Source organism: Membranihabitans marinus, from assembly GCF_021729155.1.
In the GTDB taxonomy this organism is placed as follows: Bacteria; Bacteroidota; Bacteroidia; order Chitinophagales; family Saprospiraceae; genus Membranihabitans; species Membranihabitans marinus.
Genome location: NZ_JAJQYA010000001.1, coordinates 262,093 through 278,657, shown reverse-complemented (window position 1 = coordinate 278,657; position 16,565 = coordinate 262,093). Strand labels below are relative to the sequence as shown.

Here is a 16,565-nt window from a genome sequence, read left to right as displayed (position 1 = left end):
AAAGGTAATGGGTCGATGATAACAGTGATTTCTCAGATTTAGTGAAGTGGATAATGCGTCTATGATTCTATTGTTATACGATTATAGGGATATGGGTTAAATTAAAGAATTGAATTAGGCGATGAAAATTAAAGTGATTAACATCACAATGGATTTTGCAAATAAAAGATCGATGATAATTTTAGGAAGGAAAATCAAGTAAGCTCATGGATAGATAAATTGAATGAAAAACTATAGGTAAAAAGGTATAGATAGGTAGTTAAAAATTCAATTTTTTCGCAGAGGATTGCGAAAGAGCGCTTTACACATTTATATCACAATATTTTTTTTCGTATTTTAAGGAATAAACATAAATATCATGGAAGCAATATCAAAAACCTTGTCATTATTTGACTTCCAGCAGCAATTTCCTAATGACGAAAGTTGTTTGAAGTACCTCTTTGACAAGAAATGGGAAAACGGTTATCAATGTCACCGTTGCAAACGCAAAAAGTACTGTCATGGTAGAAAGGAATACGATCGCAGGTGTACGGCCTGTGGCTATGTAGAATCGCCAACGGCCAACACCTTATTTCACAAAGTGAAGTTTAGCCTTCTAAAAGCTTTTTACATAGTGTATTTGGTCTCGACGAATAAACGAGGCATTGCCTCAACGGAACTAAGTCGCAAACTCGGATTAAGACAAAAAACATGTTGGCTATTTAAACAAAAAGTAATGCAATCTATGGGATCTAGAAAAAAATATATCATTTCTAGTGAAGTGGAAATAATGCCCTGTGAATTGGGCATTAACCACGTGATTGAAAATGGAGAAAAGGTAAAAAAGAAGAAACTAGCCGTCCTCGCTCATGAGAAAAAAGGCAGTGGACGTGGTAATACCTATGGACATCGTGTAAATAATTTGAGTGCCAATGAACTGGGAATTATATTTCGGGACCACCTTCATAAGGCAGCCCCAATCAGAACTACTGGCTGGACGGGGTTCGGACCACTCCAAAAGGAATTTCCGGCCATGGTAGCTTTACTGCCTAATCAGGGTAAGCGTCCTTTGGTCATGTCCTATCGAATCGGTTGTGGGCTTTTACATTGGCTCAGGGGAACTCATGGCCATGCTGAGCATTTACAATATTACATTGACGAATATTTCTTTAGATTAAACAGAAGTGACATGGAAGGCGATCTATTTTTTCATGTAATAGATCGAATGATAAACCACGAACCGAGGACGTATCGCGACATCGTGTCGTACAAGCCTAAAGCACTGTTTTCTGAAAATTCAAAAATTTTACCTAAATCAGCTTGATGGCATTGATGACATAAATCGCCAAAATCAAAGTCTTTTAAGCCTTAAAAATTGTATCCTCTGGATAACAATTCAAAAAAACTAACTGAAAAATGACTAGGTTAAGTTGTTTAATGCAAATATTCTTCCTTAGTCTATCACCTTATCACCGAGCATTCCATTCTTGCATCAATATTTTTCCAGATAGTTTTTCCAGATAGTTTTCCAGAACAAAATCACCCTCCAAATCAAATTAGATATGTTTTAAAACCCTCTCTAATCTTCCATTAACCACTCCATATTAAATCGAGCCATTCTACCACTTTTTTCACCCTCGTAAAACAAATAAACAAATCCTTCGCTAACCGTCCCCTCTCTACCAACAGTCATGGAAGAATAGGCAAATTTGCCTGCATCAATTAGCTTTTTATAGGGCCAAGTTTGCCCACCATCTGGACTTACCCATACATGACCATTATGCCTCCCCTTATCAGATATAATATTGCTGAATAAAAGAACATCTTCAGTCTCACTGGGCAAACGAGTCAATCCAGCCATTAATCCGTAATCCTGCCATTTATCTCCATCTGGCAATACATCGCTAACCGACAAATTTTTCCAGGTATGTCCACCATCATCACTCCAAGCTGTATGTCTCATTCTCGGGTTGCGACCATCTGTAGATTTATGTCTACGCGAATTGTAATAAATCATCCCATTCGACAACTCAACCAAGGTTGCTTCTCCAGTTCCATGCGCTGGAAAAGGCTCTGAAGTATGCCATGTTTTTCCGTTATCGTCACTATACATAGCATTGGTATAGTGGTCGTCCCAATATTGTCTATCATTTCCTTCACCATAATATCGACAAGGTTTAATGATTCTCCCCTTGTGTTTGCCAAACTGCAAAGTAATACCGGCCTCATTCATATGCATAGAAGGAATGTGCCCCAAACTATTGGCTTTAATATTTAGATCTTCCTGCTTCCAAGTCTTTCCGTCATCCACACTCACATACATCATCGCTTTTGCTGGCGGATGTTTTGCCTCTATAAATACGAAGATATGACCACTTTCTTCATCGACGATAGCGCCACCTCCATGTAATCCAGATGCAATATCGATTTCTGCCGACCAAGTTTGTCCACCGTCTTCACTTCTTCGAACACGAACATTTTCTCTACCCCAAATTGCCAATACCGTCCCTTTTTGTGTCACCACAACATTGGGAAATCTTTCATCGCTAAACAATTCTTTGATCTCGAAAAATTTTTGTCCATTAATAGCTTCACTTTCGGATGAAGATTGTCCCCAACCATAATAGACACAAGACAATAGCAAGGATAAAAAGTAGTATTTTAACATAGTAAATTATATTCTAAAAAATGATTTAAATATCTATTCCAATTATTGTTTAATTACTTTTTGACCGGGCTCAGCATATATTGCAGTAGATTGAGTTCTTTTACTATCGATTCAAACTCCTGAACTCGCTGTTGACTGAGATTCCCCGCTGGACTTCTCAATGGACCGCAATCCAATCCCACCATTCTCATCAAAGGTTTTCCCCCAATCACACCTCCTCCAAATGCAATCAGATATTCAATAAACTTTGCTGCCAAATATTGCAATGAACGAGCTGTCGAAATATCCCCATTATCAAAGGCTTCTATAATTTGAAGGTACAATGGTGCCATATAATTATAGGTACTACCTACACCTCCCTTAACACCTAAGGCCAATCCAGCCAACAAGGTTTCGTCTTGACCGTGAAGTATGGTCCATTTCCCTTCATGGGCATTGAGACAAAGATTCATTTCCAAAAAATTGGCATCGGTAAATTTAATCCCCTTTAAAGTTGACAATTCACTTTCTGCTTCTTGTAAAAATTCATGCATGGACAACTGAACCCCTGATACACTGGGTATATGATAATAGTAAAAATCGGTTTTTGGTGCGGCATTAGTTACTTCCCTACAATACTTTATTAAGTCAGACACATTGTTGGGCTTTAAAAACATAGGCCCCATAACACTAATTGCAGTAGCACCATTGCTTTCTGCATGTGCAGCCAACTGCTGATTATCTTTATAAGATGTAGCACCAGCATGACAAATGACCTTAAAATCCTCATCTTTGTGAGGCATCCATGCTTCCAACAATGCCTTCCTCTCTGATATGTCCATTAACATTCCTTCTCCCGTCGTCCCCCCGACGAAAACACCAGATACTCCTTGTGCTTTTAAATATTGTGCATAACTAGCTACTAGGTCTAAATTCAAATTTCCATTGTTGTCAAAAGGGGTATATGGGGCTGCAATGAGCCCAGTGATTTCTGTACGATTCATAGTATTATAATAATTTTATCGCAACCTATAGAGAGGTTACTTCAATTTTTCTTTTAGTGAAATATATAGATTTAAATGCCCTTTGATGGCCTGTGTATAACCTTGTCGATCTCCAGCTACCAATGTATCAAACAAATCTTGATGGGTAACCAATCGACCTTCTTTATTCAATTGATCATTAATAGGCCGAATTAATGCATCGTAATTGCTTCTTGCGTATTCAAATATAATGTGGATGATTTTTTGAAATTGACTGATAAATCGATTCCCCGCTATTTGATATATCCTCATGTGAAATTCCTTCTCCAGTTCAATAGGCCAATTATTATCTGAAAAACTACTGCCTTGTTCCACAATTCGATGTAATTCTTGAATATCTACATCGGTAATGCGATCAAAAATGAAATCGACAATGCCTACTTCTAAGGCTATCCTCATTTCCATAATACTGTGAATAGTCTCGTCACTGAATAAGTAAGGATTGGTGACTTTTTCAAGCCCTATAAATAAGGGAGGTTCTACGATAACTATACCCCGCTTGGTTCGTGATTGAATAATGCCCAACATACGCAATCTACTCATAGCCTCCCGGGTTACATTCCGACTTATACCCATGTCTTCAGACAACTGTGTTTCATTGGGCAATGTATCTCCCGGTTTTAAATGATTACTCCTGATATAGTTCAGTATCCTTTCCTCCACTTGATCTACTAAAGTCTTCGTTGCAAATAACGCCTTGCCCTTGCCAACGTCCAATCCCACTTTTTCATCTTTCATTTTCATGCCTATTTCATTAACATTTCAACATCTCAAATCCTCCTTATTTCTTTATATTTTCCTTTGCTGAATTCTAAATATTTTAAAGTATTTTTTATTTATAGTAATTGTCCTACAATATTACTATTTTTTTTTAATAATCTCTTTATCCAAATATTAATTCATCATCACCAACTATATCTAATTTAGAGTTTTATCTCCAGGATCTCGCCATATTAAACTCGCTACATAAGCAATCACAAAACAGGAAACAAATCCTGTTCCTGCATATAATAATACATGTAGGTCTGTATTTTGAGTTAAAAAATACTGAATTATTCCACTAGCAATCAAACCAATTACGGCTCCATTACCATTGGCCCTCTTGGTGACAATTCCCAATAAAAATAATCCACCTAAACCTCCGGCAAATAATCCAATATACAACTGGAATTGATCCCATAGTGATTGAATCTCCATCCTCGACATTAGTAAGGCAAATCCTGTACCTAAAATTCCAAATATTAAAGTGGAAATTCGTGCCATCTTTAATGCAGAAGTATTTGAACCCCAGGAAAATCGATGGTAAAAATCAGTCATAAAAGCGGTAGCCACCGAATTCATACTACTACTTAAACTCGACATGGCAGCCGAAAATATACCAGCTATCAACAAACCCGATATACCAGCAGGCAATTGCGATACGATATACCATGGAAAAATAGCGTCCTCATTGGATATCGCCGGATTTAAATCTGTAGGATTGGCTTTAAAATACAGGAACAACAAAGTGCCTATTGAAAAAAACAAGAGTGTTGCTGGAATTCCCAACAATGCAAATGTCCAGACACTTTTCTTGGCACCGGATTCTGTAGGTGTAGTCAAATACCGTTGAACCATAGTCTGATCACTACCACTAGTGATTAAATTGGCAAAAATACCTCCTAATAAAACCACATAAATTGTCGGTCTTTTAAGATCAAAAGCCGTATCTAATAAATTGAACTTATGATTTTCTATGCCCATTTGAATAGTCTCCATTGGGCCTTGATCCAATTGCAAATACAATACTACCACACAAAGCAGAGCTCCTCCCATTAACACAATGACTTGTAATACATCAGTCCAAATAACAGCTTCTATCCCTCCAAGCATGGTATAAACAATACTGATAACCCCCATAACTAAAATACATAGGTCAATGGAAATTCCCGTCACCAAATGAATGGCAATAGAGGGTAGAAATAAAACAATACCGACCCGACCCAATTGCAAAATCATAAATGAAATACTGCCCAACAATCGAGTCAATAAATTAAATCGACTTTCTAAAAATTCGTAGGCAGTCGTTATATTCAGTCTTCTATAATAAGGGATATATAGAGCTATCAACAAGGGTGCAGTAAGAAGGGGTGTCATCTGAAAAAAGAAGTATGACCAATCCGTCATATAAGTCTTAGCCGGAATTGCCATAAATGTAATGGCACTTAAGCTGGTTCCAAATAAACTTAACCCGGCTGCCCACCAAGGAATCCGTCCCCCACCTTTAAAATAATCATCGGTACTGTTTTGCCTTCTAGAATATTTAACTCCAATCCATATCATGGCCAGCAAATACAATATAACTACCATAATATTTAAAAACCCAAAATGGTATTCTTTTACTTCAGGAGATCCCACCCATATTTTAGGACTGCGGATTCCTGGTTTGATTTCTCCACTAGTTATAAGCCAATCATCACCCCTCGAAACAATCTGGGTAGTCACTGGCAATAATGAAGGGAAGGTATCCACCACTGTCCAAGTATTGGTAATGGTGTGAAATGATAGAATCCGATTTGAAAATCCATTGTGCGAGCGAAATAAATCGGCCAAATGCTTTTTATCTAATTCTCTTTGGATAGTGTCAATACTTTCACTGCTTATTTTTTTCTCCAAGGCAGCCCTTTCTAGTAATTGCTCACCATCGTCGCCTCCTAAAACAAAAATATGGCTTGATCCCACAGGTATAGCTGTTCCTGCCATAACACAAATGGATTCAGAATCAGAAAGAGCAATGTCTCCTATACTATACCAACGATCTTCGATAATATCATACCTATATCCGTCTTTTAAAAGTACAATTTCACCTTCAGAAGTAGTACTTCGTCCACTAAGCACATAAAAATTATCTCTTATACCGTCATTTTGGGACACAGATAATGCAAATCCTCGACTAGGTCCTGGACAGGGAGCTAAGTATGTCCAACTCCCATCAACCTCCCTACGCAACAATTGGTTTTTTCCCTTATTAATTCCGTGTACAAGGATTTGACCATTGCAAATATCCCCACTTACGGCTTCAAAATCATCAGGAAGGGAAGGATATTCTTCAATAGAAATACTCTGAGTCTCTGGATTATAAACCAACCCAATAACCTGACTGACAATTCCCTGCTCATTATTTCCTCCGATACAAAGTATACCGTTATCCCATGGTATACTTAATCCATAACCGGCAGCCACAGGTAATTTAACAGAATTTTCTATCCAAGTGACAGAATCATTTCCATGGTCAACCATTACATATACATCTGACCACCATTTTTTTTGCCCCCCTTCCCACGGTAGTCCATAGGGGAAATTAGCTCCGCCAGCAATTAACAAAGCTCCATTGGACATACCAGCAAATCCACCTGCTAAACCTGGTTGTTTCTCAGACTGCTGAATTAAAGCAGGATTATCGGGAATTTCAGTCAATTCAGACCAATGGATGTTAGATTGTGACCATCCAGACCCAATACATAAAATCCAAACCAATATTCCGATCCAGCTCCGTATAATAGTCTGTATCATCTAATCATTTTAATTATTTGGAATTGAATTTTTTCGTAAGCATTACTCTCCCCGCATTCATACAGCACGGCCAACGCTCCATTAGCCGTCATAGACATGGAGGAATAAGCTGCCGGTCCAGGATACAAAGTATATATACCTGGCCATGTCTTACCTTCATCCAAACTCCATCTCAAACTCATATTATGTCTTCCTTTAGAAGTAGCTGGGTTCAAAAAAGCCAATACACTTTTATTGAAATCATTAGGCCATTGTATACGCAAGATACTGGCTTGACATATGGGCTCCACTAATTCATCCACATCATAGGGTTTGGTCCAAGATCTTCCCCCGTCATAACTAATAGAATGTGTTCTTTTATTTTCACCAAAATAGGAGCGCATATTCATTAGCAGTGTTCCATTGCCATCGGCTAGTTCAACCATTTGACATTCATTGACTTTAGGCCGAATAACCCCACCTAATTGCCAAGACTGTCCATGATCATCGCTGTATATTACATGAGACCCATATTCATACGGACCACCTCTGACTTTGCCCTTTTCGTCATCATAACTATGATCACAAGGAATGATTAGTCTTCCCTTATTAGGTCCATGCTCAATTTGAATCCCATTCCCAGGACCAGTTGCGTACCAGCCCCACGAATCATCCTTGGTCGTCGATGTTATATTTCTAGGACTTGACCAAGTAAGACCATGGTCTTTACTGGACATCACCCAAACCGTTCTTGTTGATTCTGCCTTTTTATGAATAATATCTCCTTCGTGATCATGACCTAGGTTGTGGGTTAATAGTAGATGTATTTCTCCAGTGACTTTATCTACCACAGGACATGGGTTTCCACATGTATTCTGTCCATCATCCCAGATCACTTGTTGTCTTGTCCATGTCTGTCCATTATCTGATGAACGTTTAAGAACTATATCAATATTTCCCGCATCGCCTCGACCATCTTTCCTGCCTTCGCAAAAAGCTAAGATATCGCCGTTTTGAGCTGTAACCATTGCTGGTATTCTATAAGTGTCGTAGCCATCTTTCCCCGATTCAAAAAGAGAAAAACTGTGATCGATTTGAATGTCTTGACTGTTTACCAATAGTGGAAAAACAATTAGATATAAGAAAAGAGTAAGTTTCAATTTCATAATTAAAATTTTGTAAAAAATTCGGGTAATAAATTTTTGGCAACTGTTCTCAATCTCAATGCATCTTCATGATTGAATCCGATATAGGGCCACCTTAAACGAGTGGAAACTGGCCCCCAATCTCCAATAGATGCCAAGAGTTTATCAGCTGCTTGATTGGATCGATCTTGATCTGTCATTAAGGGCAAAATATAATTTTTTAAAAACAACTGGATTCGTCCTTCTATTTCCAATGCCGCATCTAAATTGACGAGCATCAATTCATACCATTGTTGTGCGGCAAAAGGGTTCAAGCAAGCTATATTGGAATAAGCTCCTTGCATGCCGTTCTTAATCCCGGTTGCCAAATAATGCCCGGGAACAAAAACCGACATATCATCTTTAAAAACTTTCATCTCCTCATACCATTGTTGGTCACCGCCTCCAGTCTTGCAACCGGCCAATTTTATATTATTCTGCAATAGAAAAATGTAATCATTGGGTAAAAGTACTTTTTTGGCGTGAGGAGGATTATACAATATTATATCAACAGGCTGTGCTTCTGCAATTATTTTCTGTAAAAATAGAACCATTTCTTCATCAGACACTCTAGACCAATCGGGTAAGACCACTTGAAAAGCCCTTGGCTTTAATTCCTTCATCCGCTGAATGCGTTCCAGCATCAGCTGCGGATTTGAGCAACTAATGCCAATCTGAAAAGGAATATTGGCCTGAATACAGGACTCGGCCAAAATAGACTGAATTTCATCGTATTCAGATTCTGTTTGATTGTAAAATTCACCAGCTGTACCATTGGAATATATTCCATTGGGTGAAGATTGAATTAAAATATCGACTTCCTCTTGGAGTGCCACCCAATCTAGGGATTGGTCTTTGTTTATCGGCAAAAGTAAAGTCGCCCAATTGCCTTTGATACTATTTGATGAAGTTGGTTGCATGGAAGTTTATTTTTTTTCTATTTCTTTGTTTTAATATTTGACATATCCATATACAATGAATAGGGTATATCGACCTTCTGTTCCTCAGTATTTGTGACATCTTGAAAAAATCGCTCCGCCACACTTTTGTCTATAAAAGGATCATTCGTTTTTTGCTGCCAATCTTTCAGTTTTCGAATCAATTTATTTAAGGTTTTTTTATACCTAATATCAACCGCTAAATTGTTCCACTCAAATGGATCGGCATGCAAATCATACAGCTCATATTCCGGTGGATGTTTCATCCGTCGATAGGCTTCTTGGATATATATTGGAGAAGATTGAATGGTTTCATCTATATCGTTAAAATGAAAATGATCGATGGTAAATTCATACCTAGGATTTTCTTTGTCATGAAGTAAATTGTGAATTAATTTATATTGACGATTTCTTACCGCACGTTGGGGATATGGATTGTGATTGGAATGAACATGGTATTCACTGAACAAAAATTTCCTTTTAAAAGAACCTTTCCCAGACAATATGGGCCACAAAGATTGACCGGGTAAATGTTTTGGCGTTTTCATTTCTGCCGTTTCTAAAAAAGTGGGAAATAAATCAAGACTACTTACCAGATCATTAGACACATGGTTGGTTCTCATTGCACCGGGAAATGAAATAATCATCGGAATCTTAAGTCCTCCTTCATAGCAGGTTCGCTTGCCGCGAAGAATATCACCACCGTGATCACCGATATATACTATCAAGGTATTGTTGTATTTTCCTGATGCTTTTAATTCTTCCAATAAATCACCGATTAAATGATCCAATCGCATTATAGAATTATAATAGCCAGCCGTTTCTTCTCTTAATTGAGCGTTGTCCAATCCCATATAGGGAAGAATCTCTACATCTTTTCCATTTAACGGTTCTGTAGGCAAACCTTCAATTTGGTCCATAAAAGGACGATGTGCGTCTGGATAATTAACTTGTAAAAAAAACGGTTTTTCACTACTCCTGAGAAACTGACCTGCAAGATCAGCATAGCGACTCAAATCCTTTCTTTTAAAATTTGCATCAGGAATTTCCCAGTAATCCAAATCAAATGCTTTCTCTGGATTAACGTGGAGCTTACCCAACATTCCCGTTCTATACCCCCCTTCTTTTAGCGTATTGATCATATTAGGCGCATCCTTGTCATACATATGATACTTCCATGTAGCTAGACCTACTTGTCCATTTTGATGGGGATATAAACCAGTTAGAAAAGCTGCTCTAGAAGGAGAACAGCCTGCTTGAGGAACATATGCATTCAGAAACAAGACACCATTTTTAGCCAATTCATCTAAATGAGGAGTTGGTACTGGAGCTCCATAACAACTTAATTCTGGCCCATTATCCTCAGATACAATAAACAAAATATTGGGAAGACTTTCATTCACAGATTGTGAATGAACTGGGATTAAAAACAAATTTAATAGGAATATTCCTATAACTAAGATTAGATTATCACCTTTCATTTTCTATTCTTTTGCTAAGACTTCCTTCAATTTTTTCGCTAATAAAGCAACCTCCTCCTTCTGATCTTCTGCTAAGTTTATTCCCTCCTCACTGTTCTCTGAATGAAGGTATAACTCAGTGGCTACAACCTCATTCGTATTTATACTTCGCCATTCTACATATCTATAATTATCTGTTCGCAGAGAATATCCCATCACTTCTCTAGCCGACAAATTAGACAAACCCTCATATGGCCGAATAAATTGACTGAGTGCAAAATCCTTTACCTGATAAAGATGATCTTCCATCATTGGTTTCAGGGATTGACCATCCAAATTATTGGGAATGGGAAGATTACAAAGATCTGCAAGGGTGGGATATAAATCGACTAACTCAACGAGGCCCTTTGTCATTCCAGGATATTGATTTCCAGGTGAAGATATTATCAAAGGAACTCGATTCGCTATTTCATAATTTGTCGCTTTACACCAAAGATCCTGCTCCCCAAGATGGTAACCATGATCAGACCACAAAACAACGATGGTATTCTTATCGAGATTCAATCGCTTCAATTCTGCTAAAATTTTTCCAACTTGAGTATCAATATAACTCACCGAAGCATAATACCCATGCCATAATTGCCTTACTTTTGAGGAATCTATCGATCCTGTATTGGGAATGTTAGTATACCCCCTTAACTCTTGAGAATTATGTAAAGCAATTTGCGGAGCGTTCACAGGAAAATGGGTTTCAGGAATTCGAAACTTTTTTGGATCATACAACTTCCAGTATTTTTCTGGAGCTGAAAAGGGCAAATGTGGTCTTCGAAAACCAACGGCCAGAAAAAAGGGCTGATCTTTTACTTCATTCAATATCTTCAAGGCAGCATTACTTACTTTTCCATCGATATACGCACTATCTTCTACCTGTGCACTTTCAAAAGCAGAACCCTTCTTTTTTTCTACGTAATTTTCTTCTAAAACATATTTATGACCTTTGCCATTTTTAGTCACACTCAACAGACTTTTTTCTGACCAAGATTGAGGATCTTGATGGCTTTCTGGATCGTGGTATATTTTACCTACCCCGCGAGCCTCATAACCATTATTTTTGAAATACTGAGGTAGTGTGACCACATTAGGAACTGTCTCCCTAAAATGTTTTTTTAGCCCCCATACTTTTAATTTATCTGGCCTCAACCCCGTCATTAAAGAAGATCTAGAGGGTGCGCATACAGCCTGTTGGCAATATGCTCGATTAAATAATACACTTTTATTTGCTAAGGCGTCTATATGAGGAGTTTTAGCATATTCATCTCCATAACAACCAAGTGTTGGTCTCAAATCATCTACTGCAATAAATAAAACATTGGTTCGATCATTTTTGACATTGACATATGGCGTATCCTGGTGTTTCCTTTGACCACTAATATTAGTAATATTAAGGAAAAACAAGCTTCCAACAAATACAAATAAGAAAATATTATAATAGTGTTTTTTCATATTTTATGTTATACTATCTATGTCATTACACCAGTTTATTTAATGATTTATCATTGTTATTTTTGAGTCTTCATAAGTCTATTGGGTTGATTCCACAATATTTTACTTACATATACGGTATTGTCGAATTCCGCTGTCACCTGATTTGGACTCAATCTTTCCGCTGCACTAACTACAGTGAGATCTTGGTTGACATTGGCTACACCAAAATTACCCAAGCGAGCTCCCCGATTGGGCATCAACTCTTTTTCAGTCTCTTTGTGAACACTCAAATTTTCTGGATCTACTTGCCCTATAAATAAGGGAGCTCGATGGCGCATTACATTATCATTATTTGCACCTCGGCGAGTATAAACCAAAAATAGTCCCTCACTATGGGTCACCCAATGTTGTTGTGTATTGTAGCTACCTAACACTGTACCATCGTTAAAAGTCCATTCTTTAATGGGTTGAAATTCTAAGCCGTCCTTACTCTTGGTTACATAAGCAGAACCGTTGGCTCTGAGGGTCAAGAAATACTCATCATTGTAATGGGCAATAGAACCTTCATAAAGTCCCCTTCCCGAAGGTATGGTTATTTCATCTCCGTGTTTAATATAAGTCAAATTTTCTCCATCAAATGAACAATATAAAACCGTGGTTATATTATCCTCTTTACCCTCTAACTCATCCCTAACATAATTCATCGGCAACAATATATCCCCATTCGCCATATCGTATCGTTGGATACAACCCAAAGTAGGATTTATTATTGGTGCTCCTGAATGATCAAACTCTGGCAATTCCAATATTTTCACATCGCCCCAACGGTCATTTTCTGGATTGTAAACCAAATAGCCTGCTCTTCGACCGATTTCGGGATCCTCCTCATTACTTGAATCATAAAGAAATAGTTTTCCCGTAGCCAACAATTTTTCCGATTTGGCATGCCAGCTAGGGAATACATCACTTAAAGCCTGTTCAATTCCTCCTTCTCCTGTAAACGATCGCTGTGCAATAAGCTTAGGGCTGTCCCAAGTTGAACCCAAATCCTCACTTGTAGAAGCATACAGGTTTCCATAATTATCTACACCTTGCCCCAATTTGGACATAGTCACTTTAAGAGTAGCTGGATTCCCTGCAATCATTCCAACATAGGCTTGGGTCCACATTGAATCTTCGGCATTATACCCCTTTTGAACGGTTTTAAGTTCCAACTCGAAATCCAACTTTTTCTGACCTCCTTCATGAACCCTATGACAAGCTGTTATACCTGCAAAAATTATAACCGACACTATTAGTTTGTTTACCATAATTCAAAATATCTCTTTATACCTTATTAAACCGATGATAGGAATGAATTTTTTAATCTTTAGATATTAATTCCCGGACTGTCTCCTTTGACGTGATCATCTCCCAAAGCCTTTTTAATTTGATCTATTTCTCGCTTTAAGCCATTGCTAAAAGCTATGATATCTGCACTGTGAAGAATTAAATTACCACCTTTATTCGCCCATTTAATTTCCTGTTCTAAACCACCTGAGTATATCATATGAATTCCCGCCCCAACATTCTGTTTTCTTGCTTTAGTAATAATCTCATCGACGGCTTCAATAAATCTGGGATGATCATATTGTTCTGGAATTCCTAAACTACAAGATAAATCATGGGGTCCAATAAGGACGGCATCTAACCCATCGACTGCTAATATTTCATCCAGTGCATCCATAGCTGGTCTGCTTTCAATATTGACTATCAATATTCTATCCTGATTTTGTTTGGTTAAGTATCCCGATAATTCATCTTCTATTCTACCTTCGTTTTTTAATAGATTCTGCAGTCGATCACCTTTCAAAGGTTTATTTTTCACTGCACCTACAAGTTGAATGACTTGTTCGGCAGTCTCTATGTAAGGGGCAATAATTCCAGTGGCATTGCCATCAATCATCATGGATGCCTCATATGGATCAGGAGATGGAATACGTACAATAGGAGCTATACCCACTGAATCATACAAGTGACACATCCAACTTACTTCCTTGCGGTTTAAGGGAAGGTGTTCAGTATCTATAAAAACAAAATCCAATCCAATGGATTGAACTGCTTTGACCCAAAATGGGGTATCGGCAGTTATTAAAGAGCCATATACTCTTTCTCCACTTTTTAATCTTTCTTTTAACTGACTGCCATTCATTTTTTACATTTTACTGTTTTTTATAACAATTACATCTCTCCATCAACAACTCACTTTGTTTATTTGCTTACCCCATTACTAATGAGAGAATTAAATCTTCACAATGTATCGAAAACCACTACATATTGTTGCAACAGTATGGCCAATTGTAAATCCTATGCCTTTCTTTACTAATTGATCAACATTATGCATGTAAACTTTCCCTTCATAACCGCCCAAATAACCAACCCAATCCTTCATATCATCGACAGAAATCATGACAATATTGGGTCGGCTAGAATTATCATTTGATTGAGCACTTAATTCAAGATTATTCAAAAAACTAAAAACACATAATATTATAGTCTTTAATTTTAGCATGATTTTGATATATTAAATTCCTTGTAAATCTAGAATCAAGCCCCTTGTTTTGAAATTTATTAAGGGTAGGAGATATAATGTATTTACATTCTTCTCATTGACTAAGTAAAAATTCAATTACTTGATGAATTCAAACTAAAACCTAGACTAATTCACCATTTTATATATTCTCTAAACTATGTTGAATTTTGATATAAATCCTAACATCTCTTCTAAAATAGAGAATTAATACATTGAATATAATCAATATATTAATTCTCTAATCAGATTATAGATTAGTATCCTGATGTCTGTTCTACTTTAGGATTAAGAGAAATTACCGCTTGGGAAACTGGCCAATACAAAGGAACATCTTTATCATTGAGATTGGGGACAAAATCATAAATGTCAATGGTATTATCCGCATGGAATCGACGTAAATCCCACCATCTTTTTTGTTCTAAAAATAGCTCACGTCCTCTTTCATCCAAAATTGCTCGATTAACAGATTGAATATCTAAATTCCCGCTATAATCACCAATATTAGCTCTATTTCGCACCTTATTTAAAGCTATAATCGCATTGTCAATGTCATTTTTAGCTACATAGGCTTCTGCTCTAAGTAACAATAAATCGGACCATCTATACAAAATGATATCATTGGTATATTGTCTTATTCCATCAATTAATTCACCTATAAATTTATTTTGAGAAAATGAAGATGTATCAGGTAAGTCGTTCTCATCATCACCATCTGCTTGTAACATAGGCACAAACGAAGCATCTTTTCTAGTATCATTTTCATTATCAAATAAATCTCTAATTTGCTTACTCGGTGAATAATTGTGACGTGCAAATGAAGGAGAAGAAGGAACCCAAGGGCTTAGTTCACTATTAAAATCTATATCTGTTCTAGGTGTAAGTGAATTCGCAAAATGATTGATATATTCATTTCTATCGTTATATAAGGCAAATATTATTTCACTATTATTCTTATTGGACACATCAAATACAGAAGCAAAATCATCTAAAAGTTCTACCCCTGCGCTTTCTACTGCAGCAATTGCTTCTAAAGCATCATCGATATCAGACTCTCCTCCATTTAATACTTTTGCAGACCACATTTTGATATCTGCTTGCAAAGCATAACTGGCTGGTTTGGATGCAAAATTTTTATTGTCAAAATCACTATTAGGGAAAAGCTGTATTGACAAATTCAAATCACTATTAATTTGCTCCATTACTTCAGAAATAGGCGAACGACCTACAACTTCTTGATCAATGGATTTTAGTGGAGTCGTAATCAATGGAACCTCTCCCCAAATTTTAACCATTTGAAAATAGTAAAAGGCTCTCAAAAAATATGCTTCTGCTTTGGTTTGATCTCTTAGGCTTTCTGTATTAAAATCTAATTGATCAACTTGGTCCAACAAATAATTGATATCGTAAAGAGCACTATAGTAACCTGTCCAGCTTGGACCATTACCGGCATTAAGGTTTTGGGCCCAAGCTTGAGATACTGTACCAATTTTACCAACTTCGAAAGCATCACTGCGATCTATGTGATAGGTTGTAGAGTTCATCGTGTTTTTTAACTGCCTATAGGATCCTATTAATAATGCCTTTGCTTCTTCGCCATTAGCAGGAAAATTACCGGCGACTATGGATGATTTAATATCCACATCCAAAACATTTTCACAACTGGTCATCAAGATTACCAGTATTAACAAACTATATATTTTAATATTTTTCATTTCTAAATTTTTTA

13 protein-coding genes are annotated in these 16,565 nt (G+C 37.1%); 1 reads left to right on the top strand and 12 read right to left on the bottom strand.

Annotated elements, in window-relative coordinates; all coding sequences use genetic code 11:
• The first annotated feature begins 358 nt into the window (after window positions 1-358).
• A complete protein-coding gene (locus tag LVD51_RS00985) occupies window positions 359-1,303 on the top strand; it encodes an IS1595 family transposase (RefSeq protein ID WP_236969301.1) in 945 nt (314 codons plus the stop codon).
• Between the two features lie 255 nt (window positions 1,304-1,558).
• Here LVD51_RS00985 and LVD51_RS00980 read toward each other — a convergent pair whose 3' ends face one another.
• The 12 genes from LVD51_RS00980 to LVD51_RS00925 all read right to left on the bottom strand — a co-directional run bounded on the left by LVD51_RS00980 (window position 1,559) and on the right by LVD51_RS00925 (window position 16,551).
• Window positions 1,559-2,647, bottom strand: coding sequence for a sialidase family protein (locus tag LVD51_RS00980; protein WP_236969300.1), 1,089 nt, complete (start codon window positions 2,645-2,647; stop codon window positions 1,559-1,561).
• Window positions 2,648-2,700: 53 nt separating this feature from the next.
• Window positions 2,701-3,630 (bottom strand): dihydrodipicolinate synthase family protein, encoded by a 930-nt coding sequence (locus LVD51_RS00975; protein ID WP_236969299.1) that lies wholly within the window; start codon window positions 3,628-3,630, stop codon window positions 2,701-2,703.
• A 36-nt stretch (window positions 3,631-3,666) separates the two neighbouring features.
• Window positions 3,667-4,407, bottom strand: coding sequence for a FadR/GntR family transcriptional regulator (locus LVD51_RS00970; RefSeq protein WP_236969298.1), 741 nt, complete (start codon window positions 4,405-4,407; stop codon window positions 3,667-3,669).
• A gap of 180 nt (window positions 4,408-4,587) precedes the next feature.
• Complete coding sequence (locus LVD51_RS00965; RefSeq protein WP_236969297.1) at window positions 4,588-7,221, bottom strand: sodium:solute symporter family transporter; 2,634 nt, start codon at window positions 7,219-7,221, stop codon at window positions 4,588-4,590.
• Entirely contained in the window at window positions 7,218-8,366 is a 1,149-nt protein-coding gene (locus tag LVD51_RS00960) for a sialidase family protein (protein ID WP_236969296.1), read from the bottom strand. Before LVD51_RS00960 ends, LVD51_RS00965 begins: the two co-directional genes overlap by 4 nt.
• A gap of 2 nt (window positions 8,367-8,368) precedes the next feature.
• On the bottom strand, window positions 8,369-9,304 hold the full coding sequence (locus tag LVD51_RS00955; RefSeq protein WP_236969295.1) for a dihydrodipicolinate synthase family protein: 936 nt from the start codon (window positions 9,302-9,304) through the stop codon (window positions 8,369-8,371).
• A 17-nt stretch (window positions 9,305-9,321) separates the two neighbouring features.
• Window positions 9,322-10,803: a sulfatase family protein gene (locus tag LVD51_RS00950; protein WP_236969294.1), complete on the bottom strand. Its 1,482-nt coding sequence runs from the start codon at window positions 10,801-10,803 to the stop codon at window positions 9,322-9,324.
• A gap of 3 nt (window positions 10,804-10,806) precedes the next feature.
• Entirely contained in the window at window positions 10,807-12,285 is a 1,479-nt protein-coding gene (locus LVD51_RS00945) for a sulfatase (RefSeq protein ID WP_236969293.1), read from the bottom strand.
• A 56-nt stretch (window positions 12,286-12,341) separates the two neighbouring features.
• The gene (locus tag LVD51_RS00940) at window positions 12,342-13,559 is read right to left on the bottom strand and encodes a sialidase family protein (protein WP_236969292.1); all 1,218 of its coding nucleotides are present in this window, start codon (window positions 13,557-13,559) and stop codon (window positions 12,342-12,344) included.
• Window positions 13,560-13,636: 77 nt separating this feature from the next.
• On the bottom strand, window positions 13,637-14,458 hold the full coding sequence (locus tag LVD51_RS00935; protein WP_236969291.1) for an HpcH/HpaI aldolase family protein: 822 nt from the start codon (window positions 14,456-14,458) through the stop codon (window positions 13,637-13,639).
• A gap of 90 nt (window positions 14,459-14,548) precedes the next feature.
• Window positions 14,549-14,818, bottom strand: coding sequence for a hypothetical protein (locus LVD51_RS00930; RefSeq protein ID WP_236969290.1), 270 nt, complete (start codon window positions 14,816-14,818; stop codon window positions 14,549-14,551).
• A 275-nt stretch (window positions 14,819-15,093) separates the two neighbouring features.
• Entirely contained in the window at window positions 15,094-16,551 is a 1,458-nt protein-coding gene (locus tag LVD51_RS00925) for a RagB/SusD family nutrient uptake outer membrane protein (RefSeq protein ID WP_236969289.1), read from the bottom strand.
• Window positions 16,552-16,565: the final 14 nt, after the last annotated feature.

Bases quoted from the DNA above. Each gene is read 5' to 3' on its own strand.
- LVD51_RS00985 (WP_236969301.1), top strand. From the start codon at position 359: ATGGAAGCAATATCAAAAACCTTGTCATTATTTGACTTCCAGCAGCAA.
- LVD51_RS00980 (WP_236969300.1), bottom strand. From the start codon at position 2,647: ATGTTAAAATACTACTTTTTATCCTTGCTATTGTCTTGTGTCTATTAT.
- LVD51_RS00975 (WP_236969299.1), bottom strand. From the start codon at position 3,630: ATGAATCGTACAGAAATCACTGGGCTCATTGCAGCCCCATATACCCCT.
- LVD51_RS00970 (WP_236969298.1), bottom strand. From the start codon at position 4,407: ATGAAAGATGAAAAAGTGGGATTGGACGTTGGCAAGGGCAAGGCGTTA.
- LVD51_RS00965 (WP_236969297.1), bottom strand. From the start codon at position 7,221: ATGATACAGACTATTATACGGAGCTGGATCGGAATATTGGTTTGGATT.
- LVD51_RS00960 (WP_236969296.1), bottom strand. From the start codon at position 8,366: ATGAAATTGAAACTTACTCTTTTCTTATATCTAATTGTTTTTCCACTA.
- LVD51_RS00955 (WP_236969295.1), bottom strand. From the start codon at position 9,304: ATGCAACCAACTTCATCAAATAGTATCAAAGGCAATTGGGCGACTTTA.
- LVD51_RS00950 (WP_236969294.1), bottom strand. From the start codon at position 10,803: ATGAAAGGTGATAATCTAATCTTAGTTATAGGAATATTCCTATTAAAT.
- LVD51_RS00945 (WP_236969293.1), bottom strand. From the start codon at position 12,285: ATGAAAAAACACTATTATAATATTTTCTTATTTGTATTTGTTGGAAGC.
- LVD51_RS00935 (WP_236969291.1), bottom strand. From the start codon at position 14,458: ATGAATGGCAGTCAGTTAAAAGAAAGATTAAAAAGTGGAGAAAGAGTA.
- LVD51_RS00930 (WP_236969290.1), bottom strand. From the start codon at position 14,818: ATGCTAAAATTAAAGACTATAATATTATGTGTTTTTAGTTTTTTGAAT.
- LVD51_RS00925 (WP_236969289.1), bottom strand. From the start codon at position 16,551: ATGAAAAATATTAAAATATATAGTTTGTTAATACTGGTAATCTTGATG.